Origin of the sequence: Bradyrhizobium sp. AZCC 2176 (genome assembly GCF_036924645.1) — a bacterium.
In the GTDB taxonomy this organism is placed as follows: Bacteria; Pseudomonadota; Alphaproteobacteria; order Rhizobiales; family Xanthobacteraceae; genus Bradyrhizobium.
The window spans coordinates 1720078-1743267 of sequence record NZ_JAZHRX010000001.1 but is presented as its reverse complement, the minus strand read 5'-3'; the positions used below and the strand labels follow the sequence as shown (position 1 = coordinate 1743267).

Sequence of the window (23190 nt, the reverse complement as noted above, 5' to 3'; positions counted from 1 at the left end):
AGCTCCGTTCCGATTCCACCGGAACGGAAAAGCTCTAACCGCTATTTTCGCGATTTTCGCGCGGGCCGTCCTCGAGGGGTACGACATTGGTCCGCTCCGCGCTGGAAGACAGCGCCGACAACGCCTCGATCGCCTCCTCGCACCACTCCGCCACGGCGCGCTCGTGGGCGAGGCCGATGCGAAGCCCGAGCAGTTTGCCGACATCGGCCGGCGGCGCCGTACCTTGGGGAAAGCGTTTGTTGAGCAGGCGCTCGTAGCGGGCAAAGCGGTCGCGGTGATGTTCCAGCCGCGCCATCAGGTCGGTGCGCAACGGTTCGATATCGACATCGTCGAGCGCGTAGAGCCGCACCAAAAGGTCGTCCTTGATCGAGGCCGGAACGCTCGGCCGCGCGGCCCAATGCCTGAGCGCGGCCCGTCCTTCCGGCGTGAGCGTGTAGACCAGCTTGTTCGGCTTGCCTGATTGGACCACCTCGCGGCCCTGGATATGGCCGCGGTCGCGAAGTTTGGTGAGCTCGCGATAAATCTGCTGGTGGTCGGCCTTCCAGAAGAATCCAATGGAGTTGTCGAACGTCTTGGCGAGCTCGTAGCCCGTCATCGGACGTTCGGTCAGGCAGGCAAGGATCGCGTCACCAAGCGCCAAGACGCCGGCCTCCGGCTTTCAGGATTGATTGACATTATGCATAAAGTTGCATATGCGTCAACGCGCATAAGCTCCGGGGAGATCCGTTCCCCGGCGCCAGCCCGTCATCGCCCGCCAGAGGAGACATGATGACCATGAGCGGCCTCGACAAGTGGTACGGCTACATGAAGTCCCATGACACGGCGGCGTTGTGGGACCTGCTGCACCCCGACGCGGTGTTCGAAAGCCCCGTCGTCCACACGCCGCAGCGCGGGCGCGACATCACCTTCAAATATCTCGCGAGCGCCGAAAAGGTGCTGGGCGGCCCCGGCTTCAAATATGTCGGCGAATGGCGCAGCGCTGATGGCGCGGTCCTCGAATTCGAAAACGAGATCGAGGGCATCAAGATCAACGGCGTCGACATCATCACCTTCAGCGATGACGGTAAGATCACGCATTTCAAGGTGATGGTGCGTCCGCTGAAGGGAATCAATCTGCTGCACCGCTTGATGGGGGAGCAACTCGCCAAGGGGTGAGGGAGCAAAGCGCGCGACCATCTTCGGCGCCGTTTATGTCGCAATGGCTGACGAGATATTTTGCCGGCCCGCTCACTCCCTCGAATCCCCGGAACCGGATAAGGTCTCGTTCCGGATCGCCACTACGAATTTCATTTCAAGCGCCTTCGCCACTTTCGCCGCTGCCGGGAGAACATCATGCCGATCTACAAAGCCCCCGTGGAAGACGTCACCTTCCTGCTCAACGACGTGTTCCAGATCGATCGCTACGACAATCTGCCCGGCTTCACCGATGCCTCCGCCGATGTGCGCGAAGCGATCATCGGCGAAGCCGCAAAGCTCTCCGAAGAGGTGCTGCAGCCGCTCAACCGCACAGGCGATCTCGAAGGCTGCAAGCGGCACGACGACGCTTCGGTGACGACGCCGAAGGGCTTTAAGGAAGCCTTCAAGCAGGTCGCCGAAGGCGGCTGGCTCGGCCTGTCGGCGCCGGCGGAATATGGCGGGCAGGGGCTGCCGGTGACGCTGAGCCAGGTCGTCACCGAATTCCAGAGCGCGGCCAACATGGCGTTCTCGATGTATGGCGGCCTCACCATGGGCGCGACCGCGGCGCTGCTGGTGCATGGCAAGCCCGAGCAGAAGAAGATGTTCGTGCCGAAGATGGTGGCGGGCGAGTGGACCGGCACCATGAACCTCACCGAGCCGCAATGCGGCACGGATCTCGGCCTGCTGCGCACCAAGGCGGTCAAGCAGCCCGACGGCAGCTACAAGATATCGGGCACCAAGATCTTCATCTCCGCCGGCGAGCACGACCTTGCCGAAAACATCATCCACCTGGTGCTGGCGCGGATCGAAGGCGCACCGGCCGGCATCAAGGGCGTGTCGCTGTTCGTGGTGCCGAAGATCCTGGTCAATGCCGACGGCTCGCTGGGGCAGCGCAACGGCGTGTCCTGCGGCTCGATCGAGCACAAGATGGGCATCCACGGCAATTCCACCTGCGTGATGAACTACGACAACGCCACCGGCTGGCTGATCGGCGAAGAGAACAAGGGCATGCAGGGCATGTTCGTGATGATGAACGAGGCCCGCCTCGGCGTCGCCGTCCAGGGTCTCGCGCAGTCCGAGGTCGCCTATCAGAACGCCGTCAACTACGCGCGCGAGCGCCTGCAGGGCCGCTCCCTGACCGGCGCAAAGGCGGCAGACAAGCCGGCCGACCCGATCATCGTGCATCCTGACGTGCGCCGCGTGCTGCTCACCATCCGCGCCTTCAACGAAGCGGCGCGCGCCATGGTGGTGTGGACGGCGCTAAAGAGCGACGTCGCCCACCGCTCCTCCGATCCCAAGGACCGCCAGGAGGCCGACGACCACATGGGCCTGATGACGCCGGTCATGAAGGGCGTGATGACCGATGTCGGCTTCTCCAACGCGGTGCTGGCGCAGCAGATGTATGGCGGCCACGGCTATATCGCCGAACACGGCATGGAGCAGTTCGTGCGCGATGCGCGCATCGCCATGCTCTATGAGGGCGCCAACGGCATTCAGGCGCTCGATCTTGTCGGCCGCAAGCTGCCGCGCGACGGCGGCCGTGCGGTGATGGCGTTCTTTGCCGAAGTCGGCGCCTTCGCCAAGGAGCATGGCGGCGACGAGGCGATGAAGCCGTTCGTCACCCCGCTTTCGGCAGCGCTGGGCCATCTACAGCAGGCCACCGGCTGGCTGATGCAGAATGCACTCACAAAACCCGACAATGCCGGCGCCGCCGCCACCGACTACATGCAATTGTTCGGCCTCGTCACCTTCGCCTATATGTGGGCGCGGATGGCGAAGGTGGCTCAGGACAAGATTGCGGCCTCCGGCGCCACGCCCTATCTCTCCACCAAGCTGGTGACCGGCCGCTTCTTCATGGAGCGGATGCTGCCGGAAACCCATGTCCATCTTGCGCGCATCCAGACCGGATGCGCGACCACCATGGAATTGGCGGCGGAAGCGTTCTGAAATTATCCGCCACCGCGCTGTCCTTTCGCCTATAATATTATGATCCTCATACCAGGAGGGCGTCATGCCTGAGGCATATATCTACGATCACGTTCGCACCCCGCGCGGCCGCGGCAAGTCCGATGGCGCGCTCCACGAGGTCACCGCGCTGGCGCTCGCCACCGTGCCGCTGCAGGCGCTGAAGGAACGCAACAACCTGGCCGAAGACGTGGTCGATGACGTGATCCTTGGCGTGGTCGATCCGGTCGGCGAGGCCGGCTCCGACATCGCGCGTTTCGCGGCGCTGAAGGCAGGTCTCGGCGAATCCGTTCCCGGCGTGCAGATCAGCCGCTTCTGCGCCTCCGGCCTCGACGCCGTGAATTTCGCCGCCGCCCAGATCATGGCCGGCCAGCATGAACTCGTGATCGGCGGCGGTGCCGAATCGATGAGCCGCGTCGGCATCGGCGCCTCCGGCGGCGCGTGGCCGATGGATCCCTCGATGGCGGTGCCGGCCTATTTCATGCCGCAGGGCGTCTCTGCCGACCTGATTGCGACCAAATACGGTTTCTCGCGCGACGACGTTGATGCTTATGCCGTGCAGAGCCAGCAGCGCGCCGCAAAGGCCTGGGACGAGGGGCGCTTCAACAAGTCGGTAGTGCCGGTCAAGGACGTCAATGGCCTGACCATTCTCGCCAAGGATGAGCACATGCGCCCGACCACGACCATGCAGTCGCTGGCGCAACTGCAGCCGGCGTTCACCGTGGTTGGCCAGATGGGCGGTTTCGATGCGGTGGCGATCCAGTCGCATCCGGAAATCGAGCGCGTCAACTACGTGCACCACGCCGGCAACTCTTCCGGCATCGTCGATGGCGCCGGCGCGGTGCTGCTCGGCAGCAAGGAAGCGGGCGCGAAACATGGCCTGAAACCGCGTGCAAAGATCCGCGCCTTTGCCAATATCGGCTCGGAGCCCGCGATGATGCTGACCGGTCCGGTCGACGTCACCGAAAAGCTGTTCGAGCGTTCCGGCATGAAGAAGTCGGACATCGATTTGTTCGAGCTCAACGAGGCTTTTGCCTCGGTGGTGCTGCGCTACATCCAGGCGTTCGAGATCGACAATGCAAAGATCAATGTCAACGGCGGCGCGATCGCGCTCGGCCATCCGCTCGGCGCCACGGGAGCCATGATCCTCGGCACCGTGCTCGACGAGCTGGAGCGCACCAACAAGTCCACCGCGCTGGTGACGCTGTGCATCGGCGGCGGCATGGGGACAGCTACGATCATTGAAAGAGTCTGAGCCCGTAGGGTGGGCAAAGGCGCTCTTGCGCCGTGCCCACCATCACGAACTCCGCCGGGAAGGGTGGGCACGCTGCGCTTTGCCCACCCTACAAGACCTACGAAATCACATCCAACCGCCGCGCCTGACATCGGCTGCCGGCATCGAGGGAGCACCAATATGGCCTTCAAGAATTTCAAGCTAGAGACCGACGCCGACGGCATTGCGCTCGTCACCTGGGACATCCCCGGCCGTTCGATGAACGTGCTGGACGAGACCTCGACCACGGAGCTCGAAGAGATATTGAAGCAGACCACAGCAGATGCCGCCGTGAAGGGCGTCGTCATCACCTCGAGCAAGGACGCATTCTGCGCCGGCGCCGACCTTTCCATGCTCGAAGGCATGAACAAGGAGTACGCCAAGGTCTTCAAGGAAAAGGGCGAGGTCGCGGCCAACCAGATGCTGTTCGACCAGAGCCGCCGTTTCTCGCTGGTGCTGCGCGGCATCGAAACCTGCGGCAAGCCGTGGGCGGCCGCGATCAACGGGCTGGCGCTCGGCGGCGGTTTCGAGGTGACGCTGTCCTGCCATTATCGCGTCGCGGCCGAGAATCCCAAAACTCGCCTCGGCCTGCCCGAGGTCAAGGTCGGCCTGTTCCCGGGCGCCGGCGGCACCCAGCGCGTGCCGCGCCTGGTGCCGCCGCAGGATGCGATGACGATCCTGCTCAAGGGCGATCCGGTCACGATCGACAAGGCCAAGGCGCTCAATTTGATCCACGCCATCGTGCCGGCCTCCGATCTGGTCAGGGCGGCGAAGGACTGGATCAAGGGCGGCGGCAAGGCGGTCGCGCCATGGGACGAGAAGGGCTTCAAGCTGCCCGGCGGCCCGGTGTTCTCCAAGAACGGCATGATGATGTTCCCGGCCGGCAACGCGATCTATCGCCGCGAGACCTACGACAATTATCCGGCGGCGCGCGCCATCATGAGCTGCGTCTATGAGGGCCTGCAGTTGCCCATCGACGCCGCGTTGCGCGTCGAGTCGCGTTACTTCACGCAAGTCCTGCGCTCCAAGGAAGCCGCGGCGATGATCCGCAGCCTGTTCCTGTCGATGCAGGAACTGAACAAGGGCGCGCGGCGTCCGCAGGACGTGCCGCCGACCAAGATCAAGAAGATCGCCGTGATCGGCGCCGGCTTCATGGGCGCCAGCGTCGGCTACGTCTCGGCCCGCGCCGGCCTCGACGTCGTGCTGATCGACCGCGACCAGGAAAGCGCCGACAAGGGCAAGGCGCATGCACAGAAGGTAATCGACGTGCAGGTCGCCAAGGGCCGCGCCAAGGCCACAGATCGTGATGCGCTGCTGGCCCGCATTACGCCAACCGCTGATTACGCTACGCTCGGAGATTGCGACCTCGTCATCGAGGCCGTGTTCGAGGACCGCAAGGTCAAGGCAGAGACCTTTGCCAAGGCGCAGCAGTACCTCAAGCCGGACGCGATCTTCGCGTCCAACACCTCGACGCTGCCGATCACCTCGCTGGCCGAAGGTTTCAAGGAGCAAGGCAAGTTCATCGGCATCCACTTCTTCTCGCCGGTCGAGAAGATGATGCTGGTCGAAATCATCCTCGGCAAGAATACCGGTGACGTCGCGCTCGCCGCCGCGCTCGACTATGTGCGGGTGATCGGCAAGACGCCGATCGTCGTCAATGACTCCCGCGGCTTCTACGCCAATCGCTGCGTCGGCCGCTACATCGCCGAAGGCAACGAGATGTTCCTGGAAGGCGTGCCGCCGGCGATGATCGAGAACTGCGCCAAGATGGCGGGCATGCCGGTCGGTCCGCTGTCGCTGTCGGATGAAGTCGCCCTCGATCTCGGCCTCAAGGTCATCAAGGCGACCGAGACGGATCTTGGTCCGAACGCCATCAATCCGGATCAGAAGAAGCTGATGGTGGAGCTGGTGGAAAAGCAGGGCCGTCTCGGCCGCAAGAACAGCAAGGGCTTTTACGACTATCCCGAGAAGGGCAAGGGCCAGAAGAGCCTGTGGCCGGGCCTGTCGGCGCTGCAGCCCAAGCAGCTCGATCCCGATACGCTCGACATCGAGGAATTGAAGCAGCGTTTCCTGGTGGTGCAGGCGGTCGAAGCCGCGCGCACGGTCGAGGATCACGTCATCACCGATCCGCGCGAGGCCGATGTCGGCTCGATCCTCGGCTTCGGCTTTGCGCCGTTCACCGGCGGCACGCTGTCCTATATCGACTTCATGGGTACGCGGAAGTTCGTCGAGCTCTGCCACAAGTTGGAGGCCAAATACGGCTCGCGCTTCACCCCGCCGAAACTTTTGGAAGACATGGCCGCCAGCGGCGAGACCTTCTACGGCCGCTTCCCGCCGAAGAAGCAGGCGGCGTAAGGCGGTGCAAACTTGTAGATGGGGTAACGGGCCCGGCCCGCCCTCCAAGCCAGCCGCGCGAAGCGCGCAACCCAATAGCGCCGTAGCAAGCGCGGCTGGCTTGGAGGGCAGACCGCGGCCCGTTACCCCATCTACGAAGAAAAAGGGCCGGATCATCGATCCGGCCCTTTTCGCATTCGCTATGCGCAAGAACTCACGCCGCCTTCATCAGGCCTTCCTTGGTCAGCGCTTCCTGCACCTTCGGGCGGGCGGCGATGCGGGCCTTGTAGGCCAGAAGGTTCGGCATCTCGGAAAGATCGAACTTCATCCGGTCCGCCCAGGTCAGCATCGTGAACAGATAGCCGTCGGCGATGGTGAACTGGCTGCCCATCAGGTAGTCGCGCCCCGCAAGCTGGCTGTCGACATACTTGAACTTGCCCATCACCCGATCCTTGAAGAACGCCTTGGCGTCGTCGGCCAGCAGCGGCGAGAACATCGGGCCGAAACTCTTGTGCAGTTCCGTGGTGATGAAGTTGAGCCACTCCAGCAGCTTGTAGCGGTCGGCGCTGTCGCGGGCGGGCGCGAGGTTCTTGGCCGCGGCCTTGTCGGCGATCATCTGGACAATCACCGGGCCCTCGGTGACCAGCTCGCCCGAATCGAGCGCCAGCACCGGCACCTGGCCCTTCGGGTTGACCTTCAAAAAGTCGTCACCGTTCTCCAGCTTCTTGGCGCGCAGGTCGACCTTGACCAGGTCATAGGGCAGACCGGCCTCGAGAAGCGCGATATGGGGGGATAGCGAGCAGGCGCCTGGCGTATAATACAGTTTCATCGGCTTTTCCCTTCCCTCGATATTATTGGGTGGAGTGACTAAATGCATTTGCATGGAATAGTCAAGATTGATGCAGCTGCATTTAGTGCGGTACACTGATCTGTGACAGATACGGACTGGATGATGAAACGCAAACCATCGACCGAGGCGACGGCCGCCTGGATCCGCTTGATGCGGGTGCAGAGCCGGGTACTTGATGCCGTCGAGCAGGATTTGAAGAAAGCGGGCTTTCCGCCGCTGGCGTGGTATGACGCGCTATTGGAACTGTCGCGCGCTCCCTCCGGCGAGATGCGCCCGGTAGAGCTGGAAAAGCAGATGCTGATCCCGCAATATTCCACCTCGCGGCTGATCGACCGCCTGGTCGACGAGGGCCTGGCGGCGCGGCGCGAATGCAAGATCGACAAGCGCGGCCAGTTCGTGGAGATCACCGAGGCCGGGCGCGAGCTGCAGAAGAAAATGTGGAGCGCCTATTCGGCGGCGATCGAAAAGCATGTCGGCTCCAAACTGTCCGATGCCGACGCCATGAAGCTTTGCGGTCTGCTCGACCGGCTGGGCTGCTCCTGCTCCGACGTCAAGGCGGCCACTGCCCGCGACGGCGTGCCGGCGCGATGACTGCCCTGATACGTTTCGTTGATGCGGGCGACGCCGTCCGCATTCCCTTGGCCACACGGCGCGTTCGGTCGAATCGCCAGTTATCCGGATTTTTTCATGGCGCGTGACCAGATCGATATGACGCCGCTGCAATCGCGTGACGAGCTCGTCGCGTGGTTCGAGGCCGGCACCAAGCCGCCGTCCGAGTTCCGCATCGGCACCGAGCACGAGAAGACCCCGTTCACGCTGGAGGGCCGTCAGCCCGTGCCATACGAAGGCGCGCGCGGTATAGGGGCGCTGCTCGAAGGCATGCAGCTTCTGCTCGGCTGGGAGCCGATCATGGAGCACGGCAAGATCATCGGCCTCTACGACGTCACCGGAGGCGGCGCGATTTCGCTGGAGCCGGGCGGGCAGTTCGAATTGTCGGGGGCGCCGGTCGAAAACGTGCACCAGACCCAGTCCGAGCTGATGGCGCATCTGGCGCAGGTCCGCGAGATCGCGACGCCGTTGGGCATTGGCTTTCTCGGGCTCGGCATGACGCCGTCCTGGTCTCGGGAGCAGATTCCGGTGATGCCCAAGGGCCGCTACAAGATCATGACCAACTACATGCCGAAGGTCGGCCAGTATGGCATCGACATGATGTACCGGACCTGTACGGTGCAGACCAATCTCGACTTCTCCTCCGAAGCCGACATGGTCAAGAAGCTGCGCGTGTCGATCGCGCTGCAGCCGGTGGCGACCGCGCTGTTCGCCAATTCGCCGTTCACCGAAGGCAAGCCGAACGGCTTCCTGTCGTTCCGCTCCGAGATCTGGCGCGACACGGATAATGCGCGCTCCGGCATGCTGCCCTGGGTGTTCGAGGACGGAATGGGGTTCGAGCGCTGGGTCGACTATGCGCTCGACGTGCCCATGTACTTCGTCAAGCGCGGCGACACCTATATCGACGTCGCAGGTTCCTCGTTCCGCGCCTTCTTCGAGGGCCGCAACAATTCGCTTCCCGGCGAGCGTCCGACCTTGTCGGACTGGGCCAACCATCTGTCGACGATTTTCCCGGAAGTCCGCCTCAAGCGTTATCTGGAAATGCGCGGCGCCGATGGCGTACCGTGGGGCCGGCTGCCGGCGTTGCCGGCATTCTGGGTCGGGCTGTTGTATGACGACGAAAGCCTGAACGCGGCCTGGGATCTGGTCAGGCACTGGACCGCCCAGGAGCGCCAGGCGTTGCGCGATGACGTGCCGCGCTTCGGCTTCAAGGCCAGGATCAAGGACCGTTATCTGTTCGAGATCGCGAAGGAATGCCTGAAGCTGTCGTATGCGGGGCTGCGGCGGCGCAACCGCGTCGATCATTCCGGCCGCGACGAGAGCCGTTACCTCGAACCGCTGGAACGGATCCTCGAATCGGGCCGCACGCCGGCGGAAGAGATGCTGGACAAATTCAACGGCGAGTGGGGCGGTTCCGTGGAGCCCGCCTATCAGGAATACGCGTTTTAATTAAAAGGGTTGCCTTGGTTTTGGGCCGTTCATCCACCGTACAGGTTGATGGCGCTCAAATGACGGCCGGATGGAGCATGATCTCCGCGCCAACGCGTTTCGCGTTTGTCGCGAGCGAAGGCCGGCGCCGGTTTTCCAAAGAAATCATGCTCGAATCAAAGGGCTGGGGCGGGACGACTTTCGAAGAAAAAGTCATCCCGCGCTGGAAAACGCGTACTCGAAAGCACCTGCGAATGGGGACTGTTCGCCTGCTCAGGGCGTGTGTGGTGACGCTCGCCTTTTTGGCGGCGGCCGTGGCTGCGCGCCCGGCGCTGGCGCAGGCCAATTTCGACCGCCCCGGCAGCGATTATCTCAATGCGCCCGTGATCTCGGGCGATCCGGCCGAATGCGCGCTGGTGTGCGAGCGCGACCGCCGCTGCCGGGCCTGGAGCTTCAACTATCCGACCGACCTGACCAACCGCGCGGTGTGCTGGCTCAAGAGCAACGTGCCGGCGCGGGTGCAGAGCGATTGCTGTGTCTCCGGCGTGCGCGGCGCCGGCGTGGTCGAGCGGCGCAACGACACCATCGAAACCTCGATCGACCGCTTCGGCGGCGACTACAAGAGTTTTGATCTCAAGAGCAGCGACGGTGACGACGCCTGCAAGGCCGCCTGCGCCGCCGACAATAAATGCCGCGCCTGGACCTATGCGCGGCCCGGCTATGCCGGCAAGGAAGCGCACTGCTTCCTGAAGAAGGACATCAAGCCGCCGCGGCGCAAGGCGGGGTTTACCTCGGGCGTGGTGCGGTAGGGCGGCATACTGCGTTCGCAGGGACGACGATGATTGTTACGACATCGCCGCCGGCAGCACCGTGATCTCCGGCCACAGCGTCTTCCATCGCGCAGCCTTCGCTTCGTAATTCGCCGCGGAAAAATTCGGCCCCGGATTGGGACGCACGATCAGTGCGGCGACATCGTCGTAGCCGTTCGGCGCATAAACCTCGTAGCCATCCTGCGTGCGCCGGATTCCGATTTGCGTATTCTTGGTCAAAAATCGGTCGATGCCTTGCGTCGAACACCGCAGCTCCGGATAGGGCAGGCCATGCTTTTCCGGGTACCAGAGATGAACGCGCGCCTGGTTGCGCGCCTCGACCGCGATGCCGCGGCCTGCAAGCCGCTCTGAGAGCGCGCGGATGACCTGGTCTTCCGCCCCCCACGACGTATCCGGATCGAAATAGAACACGTCGTAATCGTTGATGCCGTAATCGACCGCGCGCTTGGTCAGCACGTTCCACGCCGTCTGCACCAGGCATCCGGAAACCAGCCACGCATCCGGCAGCGCCAGCCGGAACAGTTCTTCGGCAACGATCTCGTTAGCGGGATTTTGCAAGGCGGCGGTCAGGAATTCGACTTGATTCATTGTACTGCTGTGGCACGTGCCCACCACGTCTCTCACGATCGTGGAAACATGGTGGGCACGGCGCAAACGCGCCTTTGCCCACCTACACTCCGAGATCGAATTCCGACGGAGAGAACATTGCGCCTCAATGCACCGAGGTGAAAAACCGCGCTAGCCGAAAGCCCGACAGCCAGGTCCATACCGGCTGGCTGCGCATGCCGAGATCCCACGAGCCGACCACGGCATCAGCGCGGCCGATGAGATTGTCGATCGGCAGCAATCCGACGCCGCCGTCGCGCACCGGGACGCGGCTGTCGGCGGAATTGTCCCTGTTGTCGCCGAGCACGAACAGTTGGCCCGGCGGCACTGTCACCTCGGGCGTGTTGTCGAGCCTTCCATTGTCGCGCATCTTGAAGATCGCGTGGCTGACGCCGTTCGGCAGCGTCTCGACGAAGCGATAGGCCCGTTCGGTGTTGCCGCGGTCGTCTTCGGCCTCGCCTGTGCCATCCGGCTTCAACGCCGCCGCGTGATCGTTGATGAAGAGCTGGCCCTGCCGCAACTGGATGCGGTCACCCGGCAATCCCACCACGCGCTTGACCCAGGCCTGCGAGCGGTCGCCCGGCCAGCGGAACACGACGACGTCGCCGCGCTTGGGCGTCTCGCCGAAAACGCGGCCGATTTCCGGCAGCGTGATCTGGATCGGCAGCGACGCCGCGCCGTAACCATAGGGAAATTTCGAGGCCACCAGCGCGTCGCCGATCAGAAGCGTCGGCTCCATCGAACCGGACGGAACATAAAACGGCTCGGCGATCGCGCCCTTGGCGACGAGTACGACGGCCACGATGGCCGCGAGCTGGACGGCCTGGCCGCGCCAGCTCACCGGCTTGGCCGCGGGCAGTTGCTCCTCTTCGCTCACCACCTTTTCGTCGCTCACTAACCCGTTCCTCCGACCGTGATCTTTTCCATCCGCAGCGTCGGCTGGCCGACGCCGACCGGCACGCCCTGGCCGTTCTTGCCGCAGGTGCCGATGCCGGTATCAAGCGCCAGATCGTTGCCGACCATGGTGATCCGATGCAGGTCGGTCGGCCCGTTGCCGATCAGCATCGCGCCCTTCAGCGGCGCGCCGAGCTTGCCGTTCTCGATCTTGTAGGCCTCGGTGCACTGGAACACATATTTGCCGGAGGTGATGTCGACCTGGCCGCCGCCGAAATTCGCGGCATAGACGCCGTTCTTCACCGAAGCCAAGATCTCAGCCGGATCGCGCTCGCCCGCCAGCATGTAAGTGTTGGTCATGCGCGGCATCGGCACGTGGGCGTAGCTCTGGCGGCGGCCGTTGCCGGTCGGCTTCATGTTCATCAGCCGCGCGTTCTGCCGGTCCTGCATGTAGCCGACCAGAATGCCGTCCTCGATCAGCACGGTGCGGTTGGTCGGCGTGCCCTCGTCGTCGATTGAGAGCGAGCCGCGCCGCGAGGCCATGGTGCCGTCGTCGACGACGGTGACGCCCTTGGCCGCGACCTGCTTGCCCATCAATCCCGCAAAGGCCGAGGTCTGCTTGCGGTTGAAGTCGCCTTCCAGGCCATGACCGACCGCCTCATGCAGCATCACGCCGGGCCAGCCGGCGCCCAGCACCACGTCCATCTCGCCGGCGGGGGCGGGGACCGATTCCAGGTTGACCAGCGCCTCGCGGATCGCGCCGTCAGCCGCCTCGCGCCACGCCTTGGTCTCGATGAAGCGCGCATAACCCTCACGGCCGCCATAGCCCTTGCTGCCGCTTTCCTGCCGGTCGCCTTGCCCTGCGACCACCGAAATATTGACCCGCACCAGCGGGCGGATGTCGCGATAGCTCTCGCCGTCGGGGCGCAGTATTTCGACCACTTGCCAGGTGGCGCCCAGGCTGATGGAAGCCTGCCGCACCCGCGGGTCCTTGTCGCGCACATAGGCGTCGATCTCGGCCAGCAGCTTTACCTTGGCTTCAAACCCCGGCGCATCCAGCGGATTCTCATCGCCATAGAGCCGCACATTGGTATGCGCCGGCGCAGCAGCGAAATTGCCGCTGTAGCCGCCGCGCACGGCAGCCACGGCGTCGGCGGCACGGATCAGCGCCGGCAGCGAGACGTCGGAGGAGTGCGCATAGCCCACCGCATCATCCTTGACCGCGCGCAGCCCAAACCCCTGGCTGGTGTCGTAGGTCGCCTGCTTCAGCCGGCCATTGTCAAAACCGAGCGCTTCGGTCTGGCCATATTCCAGAAACAGCTCGCCATCGTCGGCCCCTTCGAGTCCCCGCGCGATCTCGCGTCGGACAGCATCACGGTCGAGATTGGCACGGTCGAGAAGGGAGGTCGTGGCGGGATTGGTCATCAAATCAGTCCGTTGTCGGAGGGGCGCATCCAAGATAGTTGTTTCCCGGCCATTCCGCGAGGGGCGGGATCAACACGTTGCCGAGACGATGGCTTCAGTCGAAATTGTTCCGATAACGCAAGACCATATCGAAAGCTATCATCGGTCCCTCGACTCCGTCGCACGGGAGCGTCGCTATCTCGCGTTTCTGGAAGCCCCGCCGCTCGAATCGATACGGGACTTCATTCTCAACAATATCAAGCAGGGTTATCCGCAACTGGTCGCGGTGTCGGCTGGAGAGGTTGTTGGCTGGTGCGACGTCATGCCCAACCAAAGGCCGGTTCGCGCCCATGTCGGCGTTCTCGGCATGGGCCTGCTGCCGGAATTCCGCCGACAGGGAATAGGCGGGCGTTTGATCCGGCAGACGCTCGATGCGGTGCGGGATTTTGGACTGCGCCGAGTCGAGCTGACGGTTCGGGAAAACAACGCGGTCGCGATCGATCTCTACAGAAAATTCGGCTTTGCAACCGAAGGACTGCAGCGCCACCGCATTCTGGTCGATGGCGCCTTCGAAAACCACGTCCTCATGGGGATACTGTTTTAGCGCCCCCTCACGGCAGCTTGTCATACCCTTCGCCGAGCCCGTTCACGCTGAGCGGGAAGCCGATGCCTTATCGGGCGCAACGTGGACAATGTTTCGCGATGGCCGAAATGCCCCCGCGAAACATTGCTGCGTCGAGCCTGGAATGATGCTAGACTTCCGCCATGAACTACCAGCACATCATTTCCATCGAGCCGGGCAAGCGGGGCGGCCGTCCGTGCATTCGGCATATGCGGATTGCGGTTGCGGATGTGCTCGGTTGGCTCGCCGCAGGCCGGACCCATGAGCAAATACTCGACGACTTCCCTGAATTGACCGAGGACGACATCCGGGCTTGCTTGGCCTATGCCGCCGACCGTGAAAGGCGGCTTGTGACAGCTTCGACATGAAGCTGCTGTTCGACCAGAACCTCAGCTTCAAGCTATGCCAGTCTGTCGCCGACCTGTTCCCGGAATCGGATCATGTTGGGCGATCGGGGTTGTCGGAAGCCGGCGATCACGATGCTTGGGACTACGCCAAAGCCAACGGTTTTGCGATCGTTTCTCAGGATGCCGATTTCGCCGAAATGGTGACCCTGTTGGGCACGCCGCCGAAAGTGATCTGGTTGCGGGGTGGCAACCAATCGACCGCGGCCATTGCAACCAAGTTGCGGCACCATGCCGAATTGATACTGGCGTTCGGGAATGACGACGGCGCAGCTTGTCTGGAAATCTACTAGTCCAAGCAAGTATAGCCGGCCCGCTCACGGCAGCTTGTCATATCCCTCACCCAGCCCGTTCAGGCTGAGCGGAAAGCCAATTCCCTCTTCGGGCGTCTCAAAAATAATAAAGGTCGCCGTCTTGGCCGACCGGAGCTGCCCGAGCAGCTTCTCGTCCATCACCACTTCGGCCACGCAGCCATTCGGCAGGCAGCGGACGAACCCGGCGCGGCCGACGTCCTGGTTGTCGAGTTTTAGTCCGAGCCCGGACGGCAGCAGGACGCCCAACGGGGCCACCACCCGCATCAGCTTGCTCTTCTGGTCGGCCGTCTTGAGCACGATCACGGTGAGGCCGGCATTGGAGCGATCTTCGGCCACCACGCTCTGGATCAGGGCACACTGTTCGCCCTGCGCGCCCGGCGGGGTGTCACAGCGGATCTGCCAGTCGCCATGGACCGAGCGCACCGCGCCTTGCGCGCTCGCCGCCTGGGTCAGGCCGAGCAGGAGTGCGGCGGCGAGCAGGCCAGCAAGCCAGCGGGCCGGTTCCAGGCCAAATCCCGTCTGAGGCATTCCCGCCTGTTGTTTCGAACGCCCCATCCGGGTCGATCCTCTTAATCTTTCCGGCAGCGCCGGCGACATTTCCGGCCCAAGCCGGCACCACATTGTGACTGGGCTTACCGGACTGATACGCAATGACGGCGCCTTGAAGGCGGGCCGGCAGCCGATCCGCGCCGTCGGGCCGCGGCGAATCACGTCGCTCAGAAGCGCCGTGACTGTGCCTACATCCGGCAACCGGGCTGTCAAGCTGCGCTGGCTTGCAAAACGGCGGGTTTTTGCTGATTTGTCAGGAAAATCCGACATCCGGCGAATAGCAGGTGACGCATGGCCTTGCGCCCCACTACTGCATTGCGAGAGCCTTGGAATTATGGTTTGAGAAGCTGGATTTCGACGCGTTCTAACGATCTGGCCCGAGGTACTGTAGCAATACTGTTGCAGGTACTTTTGAAGGTGTACTTCCAAAAGTACCTCCGGTAGGCCGTTTGTGAGGGCGGATCGTGCGGCATTCCCGGCCATTCGGCGGGGGTGCTTTGGGGACTTATTCAAGGGAGCGCGAGCGGCATGAAGATGTCGAGTGGCCAGATGGGCCGGCGGTTGCTGGGGTTGACGGTAGCGGGCATGGCGCTCGCCGCCGGCGGGGCGGCTTTTGGGGATCAGCCCAGGCCGTGGGAAATCACGCTGCAGGAAGCCGCGACTCCCGTGATGGAAAACATCATCAGCTTCCATAACTTGCTGCTGGTGATCATTACGGTGATCACCCTGTTCGTGCTGGCGCTTTTGGTCATCGTGGTGGTGAAGTTCAACGCCAAGGCCAATCCGGTTCCCTCCAGGACCACCCACCACACGCTGATCGAGGTGGCCTGGACGCTGATCCCGGTGCTGATCCTGGTCGCCATCGCGGTGCCGTCGTTCCGCCTCCTGTTTCAGCAACTCGACGTTCCCAAGGCCGACCTGACGGTGAAGGTCACCGGCAAGCAGTGGTACTGGAGCTACGCCTATCCCGACAACGGCAAGTTCGAATTCGATTCGCTGATGGCGCAGGACAAGCAGCCGCGTCTGCTCGGCGTCGACAACGAGATGGTGGTGCCGGTCAACAAGGTGATCCGGGTCCAGACCACCGGCGCCGACGTCATTCACGCGTTCGCGGTGCCGTCGTTCGGCATCAAGATCGACTCGATCCCGGGCCGCCTGAACGAGACCTGGTTCAAGGCCACCAAGACCGGCATGTATTACGGCCAGTGCTCGGAACTGTGCGGCAAGGACCACGCCTTCATGCCGATCGCGGTGAAGGTGGTGTCCGATCAGGAATTCGCGGCCTGGGTTGAGGCGGCGAAAAAGAAATATGCGACCAACCCGGCGAACACCTTCGCTTCGGCTGGTGGTCAGGCCGCGCAGTAAGGCGCGGCTAGCAAGGGACAAGGGCGACGGGACCTGAAAAGGTCCGAAACGGGACTGCAAGGCAGGATTTCAAAATGGCAACGACCGCAGCGACACACCACGATCACGCCCATGATGACCACGCCCATGCCAATCCGACCGGATGGCGGCGCTGGGTCTATTCGACGAACCATAAGGACATCGGCACGATGTACCTTATCTTCGCGATCTGCGCGGGCGTCATCGGGGCTGCGATGTCGATCGCGATCCGCATCGAGTTGATGTATCCCGGCGTCCAGTTCTTCCACGAATCCCACACCTATAATGTGTTCGTGACCTCGCACGGCCTGATCATGATCTTCTTCATGGTGATGCCGGCGATGATCGGCGGCTTCGGCAACTGGTTCGTGCCGCTGATGATCGGCGCGCCCGACATGGCGTTCCCGCGCATGAACAACATCTCGTTCTGGCTGCTGCCGGCCTCCTTCGCGCTGCTGTTGATGTCGACCTTCGTCGAGGGTGAACCGGGCGCCAACGGTGTCGGCGCGGGCTGGACGATCTACGCGCCGCTGTCGACCTCGGGCCATCCGGGACCGGCGGTGGATTTCGCGATCCTGTCGCTGCATCTGGCCGGCGCCTCGTCGATCCTCGGCGCCATCAACTTCATCACCACGATCTTCAACATGCGCGCGCCGGGCATGACCCTGCACAAGATGCCGCTGTTCGTGTGGTCGATCCTGGTGACGGTGTTCCTGCTGCTGTTGTCGCTGCCGGTGCTCGCCGGCGCCATCACCATGCTGCTCACCGACCGTAATTTCGGCACCACCTTCTTCTCCGCCGACGGCGGCGGCGATCCGGTGCTGTTCCAGCATCTGTTCTGGTTCTTCGGCCACCCCGAAGTGTACATCCTGATCCTGCCGGGCTTCGGCATGATCAGCCAGATCGTCTCGACCTTCTCGCGCAAGTCCGTGTTCGGCTACCTCGGCATGGCCTACGCCATGGTCGCGATCGGCGGCATCGGCTTCGTGGTGTGGGCGCACCACATGTACACCGTCGGCATGTCGTCGGCGACGCAGGCCTATTTCGTCGCCGCCACCATGGTGATCGCGGTGCCGACCGGCGTGAAGATCTTCTCGTGGATCGCCACGATGTGGGGCGGCTCGATCGAGTTCAAGACGCCGATGCTGTGGGCGATCGGCTTCATCTTCCTGTTCACGCTCGGCGGCGTCACCGGCGTCGTGCTGGCCAATGCCGGCGTCGACCGCGTGCTGCAGGATACCTACTACGTGGTCGCGCACTTCCATTACGTGCTGTCGCTCGGCGCGGTGTTCGCGATCTTCGCCGGCTGGTACTACTGGTTCCCGAAAATGTCGGGCTACATGTACTCGGAAACCATCGGCAAGCTGCACTTCTGGTTCACCTTCATCGGCGTGAATCTGGTGTTCTTCCCGCAGCACTTCCTCGGCCTGTCGGGCATGCCGCGCCGCTACGTCGACTATCCGGATGCGTTCGCGGGCTGGAACCTGGTGTCCTCGCTCGGCTCCTACATCTCGGGCTTCGGCGTCCTGATCTTCATCTATGGCGTGGTCGACGCCTTCATGCGCAAGCAGGCGGCCGAAGCCAACCCGTGGGGCGCAGGCGCCACCACGCTGGAATGGACGCTGACGTCGCCGCCGCCCTTCCACCAGTTCGAAGTGCTGCCGCGCGTACAGTAATGTCGTTCGCGGCGCGCTTCGTTCGCGCGCCGCGGCTTTGATGAAGCGAGATAGATCTTGTCGGTAGTCGATCACAACGCCATCGATGTTCTCCCTCGGATTTCCGAGGCGGAAGTCGGTGATTACTTCGCGCTGCTGAAGCCGCGGGTGATGTCGCTCGTGATCTTCACCGCCCTGGTCGGTCTCATGATCGCGCCCGGCCACGTTCATCCGGTGCTGGCGTTCACCGCGATCCTCTGCATCGCGGTCGGGGCGGGCGCCTCCGGCGCGATGAACATGGCCTATGAGGGCGACATCGACGCGTTGATGTCGCGCACCGCCAACCGGCCGATCCCGCGCGGACGCATCACGCCGGGCGAAGCCATGGCGTTCGGCCTGATCCTGTCGTTCTTCTCGGTGCTGACGCTCGGCATCCTCGTCAACTGGCTGGCCGGCGCGCTGCTGGCGTTCACGATCTTCTTCTATGTGGTGGTCTACACCATGTGGCTGAAGCGCTGGACCGCGCAGAACATCGTGATCGGCGGCGCCGCGGGCGCGCTGCCGCCCGTCGTGGCATGGGCCGCGGCCACCGGCTCGCTGTCGATGGAGCCACTGCTGCTGTTCCTCATCATCTTCTTCTGGACCCCACCGCATTTCTGGGCACTGGCGCTGTTCCGCAGCGACGACTATGCCCGCGCCGGCATTCCGATGCTGCCCGTGGTCGCCGGGCCCGATGCAACGCGGCTGCAGATCCTGCTGTACACGATCGTGCTGGTCGCGATTGCGGCGGCGCCCTGGCCGCTCGGCTATTTCGACGCGGTCTACGGCGTCACCTCGCTGGTGCTCGGCGCCGGCATGATGTGGCTTGCGATCGAGGTCTATCGCCACCGCGAGGGCAAGGAAGGACTCCGCGCGACGCGCCGGCTGTTTGCTTTCTCGATCCTGTATCTGTTCGCGCTGTTTGCGACGCTGCTGCTTGAGGTCGTGGTCCACGCGGTCGCGCCAGCGATCCGCGCCGTCGCACCGGCGATCCGCGCCGTCGCGCCAGCGTTCGGGTAGGGGGCGCATGGCGAACGCATGGACGACAATCGGAAGCCAGATGGAATCGTCCTCACCGAGGCGCAGAAAAGAAGCCGCCGCCAGCGCTCGATCGCGATTGCGCTCGCGCTCGGCGTCCTCGTCGTGCTGTTCTTCGCCGTCACCATGGTCAAGGGGCCGGCCGTCCTCGTGCGGCCCATGTAGTCTTGAATGTAGCTGAGATGGAAAACGAGCCGCAGATGCGCCAGGGAGTGACGGGGAGCGGCAAGACCGCTGCGCGCCGTACGCTCACGCGCGATGCGGTCGTGGCCTCGATCTGCGGCCTGGTCGTGGTGTTCATGGTCGGCGCGTCCTATGCCGCCGTGCCCTTCTACAACTGGTTCTGCCGCGCCACCGGCTTCAACGGCACCACCCAGGTTGCGACCTCGGCGCCTTCGGATGCGCCGCTTCAGCGCAAGATCGCGGTACGGTTCGACGCCAATGTCGGCCCCGGCCTGCCCTGGAAATTCGAGCCCGAGCAGAACGAGATCGAGGTCCGGATCGGCGAGGTCGTCACCGTATTCTATACCGTGACCAACCAGGCCGCGCGCGCCACGGTTGGCGTTGCGGCTTACAATGTCGCACCGCTGACGGTCGGCGCCTATTTCCAGAAGATCAACTGCTTCTGCTTCACCGAACAGGCCATGGGCCCGGGCGAGAAGCGCGAAATGCCCGTGGTGTTTTACGTCGATCCGGCGCTTGCGAAGGACAGCGAGAACGACGGACTGAAGACCATCACGCTATCCTACACCTTCTATCCCGTGCGCGACCCGGCGCCGAAGCCCTTGGCGGCCGGCGAAGGCGACAAGCGCAAGGGAAATCTGTGACAGAAACTTGTGAACCACGAATTCCGTATCTAACGGGATTTCGGATTTGAAATTTGAGACGAATATGTGCCGAAGGGAACGGCGCATCCAACGGAGAGACCGCAATGGCTACGGCGCACGCGAAGCACCATGACTACCACCTCGTCGATCCGAGCCCGTGGCCGGTCGTCGGCTCGATCTCGGCCTTCATCATGGCGGTGGGCGCGATTGCCTGGATGCATCACATGTTCGCCGCAGCGCCGGTCATCTTCGGTGCAGGCACCATCGGCGTGCTCTACACCATGGCGAGCTGGTGGGGCGACGTGATCCGCGAAGCCCAGTACAAGGGCGACCACACCCGCGTGGTGCAGATCAGCCACCGCTACGGCATGATTCTGTTCATCGCCTCCGAGGTGATGTTCTTCGTCGCCTGGTTCTGGGCCTTCTTCAACTCCGCGCTGTTCCCCGCCGACGCGGTCCACGCCACCCGCGACGCGGTGTTCGGCTGCGGCCCGGGTACGGCAATGGGCGCCTGCAGCGTGCCGGGCACCTGGCCGCCGAAGGGGATCGAGACCTTCGACCCCTGGCATTTGCCGCTGCTCAACACGCTGTTGCTGCTGACCTCGGGCACCACGGTCACCTGGGCGCATCACGCGCTGCTCGAGGACGACCGTCAGGGCCTGAAATACGGACTGATCCTCACCGTGCTGCTGGGGGCCGCCTTCACCTGTGTGCAGGCCTATGAATACGCCCACGCCACGTTCGGCTTCTCCGGCAACGTCTACGGCGCGACGTTCTTCATGGCGACCGGCTTCCACGGTTTCCATGTGCTGGTCGGCACCGTGTTCCTGCTGGTGTGCCTGATCCGCGCCTATGCCGGCCACTTCACGTCGAAGCAGCATCTCGGCTTCGAATTCGCCGCCTGGTACTGGCACTTCGTCGACGTGGTCTGGCTGTTCCTGTTCATCTGCATCTACGTCTGGTTCCGCGGCGGGGAATCCGTGGCGCAGGCCGCGCACTGATCGCAGACCTAACGTGATAAAAGGGGCGGTCGGAAGCACCGCCCCTTTTTCTTTCTTCCCTTCTCCCCTTGTGGGAGAAGGTGCCTTCGCGAAGCGAAGGCGGATGAGGGGTCTGTCTCCACCGAGAGAACCCCCCACCCGTCGCCTCACTTCGTGAGGCGCCACCCTAAGAGCGAGCTTCGCTCGTCTCGATCCCACAAGGGGAGAGGGGAAGGAAAAGCTGATGGATAACACGCCACCTACCCTCACCCAGAGCGCACTCCGCGGCATCGCCTGCCGCTGCCCGCGTTGCGGCAAGGGCAAGCTCTATGCGGGTTTTCTCAACCTGCGCCCGAATTGCGAAGCGTGCGGGCTCGACTACGCCTTCATCGATGCCGGCGATGGGCCTGCGATCTTCATCATCATGTTGGCGGGCGCCATCGTCGTCACCGCGGCCCTGATCGTTGAAATCAAGTATCAGCCACCGTTCTGGCTGCACGCGGCGCTGTGGCTGCCGCTGATCATCGCGACCACGCTGCTGCCGCTGCGCTCGATGAAGTCGCTTCTGATCGCGCTGCAATTCCATCACAAGGCGGCGCCGGGCCGGCTGATCGACCGCGAGCCGAAATGACCGGCCCCCTGTCACGGCGGCCGGCGGTTGCCGGCTTTGCCATTTTCACGCTGCTGATGGTGGCGGCCTTCACGGGCCTCGGGATCTGGCAATTGCAGCGCCGGGTCGAAAAGCACGCGCTGATCGCAATGCTGAACGAGCGACTCGCCGCTGCGCCCGAGGCACTGCCGGCGCAAGCGCAGTGGAATGCGCTGACGGCGGCCAGGGACGAATTCCGCCGCGTCAGCTTTACCGCCACCTACGCGCCATTGCCGGACGCGATGGTCTATAGCGCGGGTTCCGCGGTCCGCGACGATGTCTCCGGCCCCGGCACCTGGGCCTTCCTGCCGGCCCGCCTCGTCGATGGCAACACCATCGTGGTCAATACCGGCTTCGTGCAGAACACGATGCAGGACCGCGCCCAGCAGGATCGCGCCGTGAGACGGCTCATCACCGGTGATCCGGTGCAGTTCAGCGGCTATATCCGGTTTCCCGAAAGCGCGGGCACGCTGACGCCACCGGAGAGCGTGGCCAAGCGGCTCTGGTTCACCCGCGACCATCTCGCGATGGCGCGCGCGCTCGGCTGGGTCGAGGGCGGCAAGGCCGTCGCGCCGTTCTATGTCGATCTGGAAACGCCTGTGCCCGAAAGCGGCATTCCAAAACCCGGCCCGCTCTCCGTGCGTTTCAAGGACGATCACCTGCAGTACGCCATCACCTGGTTCACGCTGGCGTTTGCGGTGATCATCGCCTTCGGCGTCTGGTGGCGCGCCCAGCGCCGCGGCTGAGTTCCTCCCCGTATTCAACCGGACTAGCGCGCAGGAACCTTTGTTCCGCACAATCGTTTTCAGTTCCACGGTGCGTACAGGACGATAGGCCGTTCAGTGTCCATTCACGACGATCGCCATATTCCGTCACCCACGTCAGCGCCCGAGACAAGGCATGTTGGCGTGGATGGGATCGCAGACTTGACGGACAATTTCGATCAGATCGCATTGGTGGTCGACTGGCTGGACGCGTGCCGCAATCGCGACCTGGCGACATTGCTCGACCTCTATGCCGACGACGCCACGCTCGAATGCCGTTGCGGCGAGGCCAAGGTCAGTGAAGGCCGCGCCGGGCTCGAATCCTACTGGCGACCGCGCCTCGATGGGCTCGCGCCCACCGCCTTCGGGCTGGAGGAAATCACGCCGACCGCCGAGGGCGTCGTGCTCGATTATTTGAGCCACGAAGGCGAGCCGGTGCGTATCGCGTTCGCCTTTTCGCGTGACGGCAAGGTCCAGCGCACCGCTTGCCTTACGGTGGAGCAAGCATTGCGCCGGGAAGTTGCCGGCGTTGCGGATGAGGCTGGCTGACCGTCGTAGCGTTTTCGAGCGAAAGCCTGCCCCGGACTTGATCCGGGG

At 63.5% G+C, this 23190-nt stretch carries 25 protein-coding genes; 19 read left to right on the top strand and 6 right to left on the bottom strand.

The genetic code is table 11. The features are described 5' to 3' along the window. Nucleotides 1–34: 34 nt before the first annotated feature. Complete coding sequence (locus V1288_RS07925; RefSeq protein WP_334356518.1) at nucleotides 35–640, bottom strand: PadR family transcriptional regulator; 606 nt, start codon at nucleotides 638–640, stop codon at nucleotides 35–37. A gap of 128 nt (nucleotides 641–768) precedes the next feature. Between V1288_RS07925 and V1288_RS07920 the strand changes: the two genes are divergently transcribed. The 4 genes from V1288_RS07920 (at nucleotide 769) to V1288_RS07905 (ending at nucleotide 6769) form a co-directional block, all read left to right on the top strand. Further along, nucleotides 769–1155, top strand: coding sequence for a nuclear transport factor 2 family protein (locus V1288_RS07920; RefSeq protein ID WP_334356517.1), 387 nt, complete (start codon nucleotides 769–771; stop codon nucleotides 1153–1155). Nucleotides 1156–1332: 177 nt separating this feature from the next. Next, nucleotides 1333–3123: an acyl-CoA dehydrogenase C-terminal domain-containing protein gene (locus V1288_RS07915; protein ID WP_334356516.1), complete on the top strand. Its 1791-nt coding sequence runs from the start codon at nucleotides 1333–1335 to the stop codon at nucleotides 3121–3123. Nucleotides 3124–3187: 64 nt separating this feature from the next. Then, nucleotides 3188–4396, top strand: coding sequence for an acetyl-CoA C-acetyltransferase (locus V1288_RS07910; RefSeq protein ID WP_334356515.1), 1209 nt, complete (start codon nucleotides 3188–3190; stop codon nucleotides 4394–4396). Between the two features lie 159 nt (nucleotides 4397–4555). After that, a complete protein-coding gene (locus V1288_RS07905; RefSeq protein WP_334356514.1) occupies nucleotides 4556–6769 on the top strand; it encodes an FAD-dependent oxidoreductase in 2214 nt (737 codons plus the stop codon). 193 nt (nucleotides 6770–6962) lie between these two features. On the opposite strand, the gene gstA is transcribed toward V1288_RS07905, so the two are convergent. Further along, nucleotides 6963–7577 (bottom strand): glutathione transferase GstA, encoded by a 615-nt coding sequence (gene gstA, locus V1288_RS07900; RefSeq protein ID WP_334356513.1) that lies wholly within the window; start codon nucleotides 7575–7577, stop codon nucleotides 6963–6965. 123 nt (nucleotides 7578–7700) lie between these two features. Here gstA and V1288_RS07895 point away from each other — a divergent pair, with 123 nt between their 5' ends. From V1288_RS07895 to V1288_RS07885, 3 genes are all read left to right on the top strand, one after another. Further along, nucleotides 7701–8189: a MarR family winged helix-turn-helix transcriptional regulator gene (locus V1288_RS07895; RefSeq protein WP_334356512.1), complete on the top strand. Its 489-nt coding sequence runs from the start codon at nucleotides 7701–7703 to the stop codon at nucleotides 8187–8189. Between the two features lie 96 nt (nucleotides 8190–8285). Continuing rightward, a complete protein-coding gene (locus V1288_RS07890; protein WP_334356511.1) occupies nucleotides 8286–9656 on the top strand; it encodes a glutamate--cysteine ligase in 1371 nt (456 codons plus the stop codon). Nucleotides 9657–9889: 233 nt separating this feature from the next. Beyond that, on the top strand, nucleotides 9890–10444 hold the full coding sequence (locus V1288_RS07885) for a PAN domain-containing protein (protein WP_334356510.1): 555 nt from the start codon (nucleotides 9890–9892) through the stop codon (nucleotides 10442–10444). A gap of 36 nt (nucleotides 10445–10480) precedes the next feature. On the opposite strand, the gene V1288_RS07880 is transcribed toward V1288_RS07885, so the two are convergent. The 3 genes from V1288_RS07880 to tldD all read right to left on the bottom strand — a co-directional run bounded on the left by V1288_RS07880 (nucleotide 10481) and on the right by tldD (nucleotide 13390). Next, on the bottom strand, nucleotides 10481–11053 hold the full coding sequence (locus V1288_RS07880) for a nucleotidyltransferase family protein (RefSeq protein WP_334356509.1): 573 nt from the start codon (nucleotides 11051–11053) through the stop codon (nucleotides 10481–10483). Nucleotides 11054–11177: 124 nt separating this feature from the next. Further along, complete coding sequence (lepB, locus tag V1288_RS07875) at nucleotides 11178–11966, bottom strand: signal peptidase I (protein WP_442893925.1); 789 nt, start codon at nucleotides 11964–11966, stop codon at nucleotides 11178–11180. Further along, on the bottom strand, nucleotides 11966–13390 hold the full coding sequence (gene tldD / locus V1288_RS07870; RefSeq protein WP_334356508.1) for a metalloprotease TldD: 1425 nt from the start codon (nucleotides 13388–13390) through the stop codon (nucleotides 11966–11968). The genes lepB and tldD overlap by 1 nt, the downstream gene beginning before the upstream one ends. Before the next feature lie 88 nt (nucleotides 13391–13478). On the opposite strand from tldD, the gene V1288_RS07865 reads away from it, so the two are divergent. The 3 genes from V1288_RS07865 (at nucleotide 13479) to V1288_RS07855 (ending at nucleotide 14688) form a co-directional block, all read left to right on the top strand. Then, a complete protein-coding gene (locus V1288_RS07865; RefSeq protein WP_334361238.1) occupies nucleotides 13479–13973 on the top strand; it encodes a GNAT family N-acetyltransferase in 495 nt (164 codons plus the stop codon). 161 nt (nucleotides 13974–14134) lie between these two features. Continuing rightward, nucleotides 14135–14359: a DUF433 domain-containing protein gene (locus V1288_RS07860; RefSeq protein ID WP_334356507.1), complete on the top strand. Its 225-nt coding sequence runs from the start codon at nucleotides 14135–14137 to the stop codon at nucleotides 14357–14359. After that, complete coding sequence (locus tag V1288_RS07855; RefSeq protein ID WP_334356506.1) at nucleotides 14356–14688, top strand: DUF5615 family PIN-like protein; 333 nt, start codon at nucleotides 14356–14358, stop codon at nucleotides 14686–14688. Before V1288_RS07860 ends, V1288_RS07855 begins: the two co-directional genes overlap by 4 nt. 24 nt (nucleotides 14689–14712) lie before the next feature. Here the strand turns inward: V1288_RS07855 and V1288_RS07850 are convergent, their stop codons facing one another. Next, a complete protein-coding gene (locus V1288_RS07850; protein ID WP_334361237.1) occupies nucleotides 14713–15237 on the bottom strand; it encodes an invasion associated locus B family protein in 525 nt (174 codons plus the stop codon). A 549-nt stretch (nucleotides 15238–15786) separates the two neighbouring features. On the opposite strand from V1288_RS07850, the gene coxB reads away from it, so the two are divergent. The 9 genes from coxB to V1288_RS07805 all read left to right on the top strand — a co-directional run bounded on the left by coxB (nucleotide 15787) and on the right by V1288_RS07805 (nucleotide 23142). Beyond that, on the top strand, nucleotides 15787–16623 hold the full coding sequence (gene coxB / locus V1288_RS07845) for a cytochrome c oxidase subunit II (protein WP_334356505.1): 837 nt from the start codon (nucleotides 15787–15789) through the stop codon (nucleotides 16621–16623). A gap of 74 nt (nucleotides 16624–16697) precedes the next feature. Then, nucleotides 16698–18317, top strand: coding sequence for a cytochrome c oxidase subunit I (gene ctaD, locus V1288_RS07840; RefSeq protein WP_334356504.1), 1620 nt, complete (start codon nucleotides 16698–16700; stop codon nucleotides 18315–18317). A 57-nt stretch (nucleotides 18318–18374) separates the two neighbouring features. Further along, nucleotides 18375–19355, top strand: coding sequence for a heme o synthase (locus tag V1288_RS07835; RefSeq protein ID WP_334356503.1), 981 nt, complete (start codon nucleotides 18375–18377; stop codon nucleotides 19353–19355). An 18-nt stretch (nucleotides 19356–19373) separates the two neighbouring features. After that, on the top strand, nucleotides 19374–19538 hold the full coding sequence (locus tag V1288_RS07830; protein WP_108522215.1) for a CoxF protein: 165 nt from the start codon (nucleotides 19374–19376) through the stop codon (nucleotides 19536–19538). A gap of 35 nt (nucleotides 19539–19573) precedes the next feature. Continuing rightward, the gene (locus V1288_RS07825) at nucleotides 19574–20200 is read left to right on the top strand and encodes a cytochrome c oxidase assembly protein (RefSeq protein WP_334356502.1); all 627 of its coding nucleotides are present in this window, start codon (nucleotides 19574–19576) and stop codon (nucleotides 20198–20200) included. 104 nt (nucleotides 20201–20304) lie between these two features. Next, on the top strand, nucleotides 20305–21201 hold the full coding sequence (locus V1288_RS07820) for a cytochrome c oxidase subunit 3 (protein ID WP_334356501.1): 897 nt from the start codon (nucleotides 20305–20307) through the stop codon (nucleotides 21199–21201). A 223-nt stretch (nucleotides 21202–21424) separates the two neighbouring features. Continuing rightward, nucleotides 21425–21811, top strand: coding sequence for a DUF983 domain-containing protein (locus V1288_RS07815; RefSeq protein WP_334356500.1), 387 nt, complete (start codon nucleotides 21425–21427; stop codon nucleotides 21809–21811). After that, entirely contained in the window at nucleotides 21808–22575 is a 768-nt protein-coding gene (locus tag V1288_RS07810; RefSeq protein ID WP_334356499.1) for an SURF1 family protein, read from the top strand. The genes V1288_RS07815 and V1288_RS07810 overlap by 4 nt, the downstream gene beginning before the upstream one ends. Nucleotides 22576–22671: 96 nt before the next feature. Next, on the top strand, nucleotides 22672–23142 hold the full coding sequence (locus tag V1288_RS07805) for a nuclear transport factor 2 family protein (protein WP_334361236.1): 471 nt from the start codon (nucleotides 22672–22674) through the stop codon (nucleotides 23140–23142). The last annotated feature ends 48 nt before the right edge of the window (nucleotides 23143–23190 follow it).

What these genes read in the sequence shown, in the direction of transcription:
- V1288_RS07920 (WP_334356517.1), top strand. Translation starts at nt 769, where the DNA reads ATGACCATGAGCGGCCTCGACAAGTGGTACGGCTACATGAAGTCCCAT.
- V1288_RS07915 (WP_334356516.1), top strand. Translation starts at nt 1,333, where the DNA reads ATGCCGATCTACAAAGCCCCCGTGGAAGACGTCACCTTCCTGCTCAAC.
- V1288_RS07910 (WP_334356515.1), top strand. Translation starts at nt 3,188, where the DNA reads ATGCCTGAGGCATATATCTACGATCACGTTCGCACCCCGCGCGGCCGC.
- V1288_RS07905 (WP_334356514.1), top strand. Translation starts at nt 4,556, where the DNA reads ATGGCCTTCAAGAATTTCAAGCTAGAGACCGACGCCGACGGCATTGCG.
- gstA (WP_334356513.1), bottom strand. Translation starts at nt 7,577, where the DNA reads ATGAAACTGTATTATACGCCAGGCGCCTGCTCGCTATCCCCCCATATC.
- V1288_RS07895 (WP_334356512.1), top strand. Translation starts at nt 7,701, where the DNA reads ATGAAACGCAAACCATCGACCGAGGCGACGGCCGCCTGGATCCGCTTG.
- V1288_RS07890 (WP_334356511.1), top strand. Translation starts at nt 8,286, where the DNA reads ATGGCGCGTGACCAGATCGATATGACGCCGCTGCAATCGCGTGACGAG.
- V1288_RS07885 (WP_334356510.1), top strand. Translation starts at nt 9,890, where the DNA reads ATGGGGACTGTTCGCCTGCTCAGGGCGTGTGTGGTGACGCTCGCCTTT.
- V1288_RS07880 (WP_334356509.1), bottom strand. Translation starts at nt 11,053, where the DNA reads ATGAATCAAGTCGAATTCCTGACCGCCGCCTTGCAAAATCCCGCTAAC.
- tldD (WP_334356508.1), bottom strand. Translation starts at nt 13,390, where the DNA reads ATGACCAATCCCGCCACGACCTCCCTTCTCGACCGTGCCAATCTCGAC.
- V1288_RS07865 (WP_334361238.1), top strand. Translation starts at nt 13,479, where the DNA reads ATGGCTTCAGTCGAAATTGTTCCGATAACGCAAGACCATATCGAAAGC.
- V1288_RS07860 (WP_334356507.1), top strand. Translation starts at nt 14,135, where the DNA reads ATGAACTACCAGCACATCATTTCCATCGAGCCGGGCAAGCGGGGCGGC.
- V1288_RS07855 (WP_334356506.1), top strand. Translation starts at nt 14,356, where the DNA reads ATGAAGCTGCTGTTCGACCAGAACCTCAGCTTCAAGCTATGCCAGTCT.
- V1288_RS07850 (WP_334361237.1), bottom strand. Translation starts at nt 15,237, where the DNA reads ATGCCTCAGACGGGATTTGGCCTGGAACCGGCCCGCTGGCTTGCTGGC.
- coxB (WP_334356505.1), top strand. Translation starts at nt 15,787, where the DNA reads ATGAAGATGTCGAGTGGCCAGATGGGCCGGCGGTTGCTGGGGTTGACG.
- ctaD (WP_334356504.1), top strand. Translation starts at nt 16,698, where the DNA reads ATGGCAACGACCGCAGCGACACACCACGATCACGCCCATGATGACCAC.
- V1288_RS07830 (WP_108522215.1), top strand. Translation starts at nt 19,374, where the DNA reads ATGGACGACAATCGGAAGCCAGATGGAATCGTCCTCACCGAGGCGCAG.
- V1288_RS07825 (WP_334356502.1), top strand. Translation starts at nt 19,574, where the DNA reads ATGCGCCAGGGAGTGACGGGGAGCGGCAAGACCGCTGCGCGCCGTACG.
- V1288_RS07820 (WP_334356501.1), top strand. Translation starts at nt 20,305, where the DNA reads ATGGCTACGGCGCACGCGAAGCACCATGACTACCACCTCGTCGATCCG.
- V1288_RS07815 (WP_334356500.1), top strand. Translation starts at nt 21,425, where the DNA reads ATGGATAACACGCCACCTACCCTCACCCAGAGCGCACTCCGCGGCATC.
- V1288_RS07810 (WP_334356499.1), top strand. Translation starts at nt 21,808, where the DNA reads ATGACCGGCCCCCTGTCACGGCGGCCGGCGGTTGCCGGCTTTGCCATT.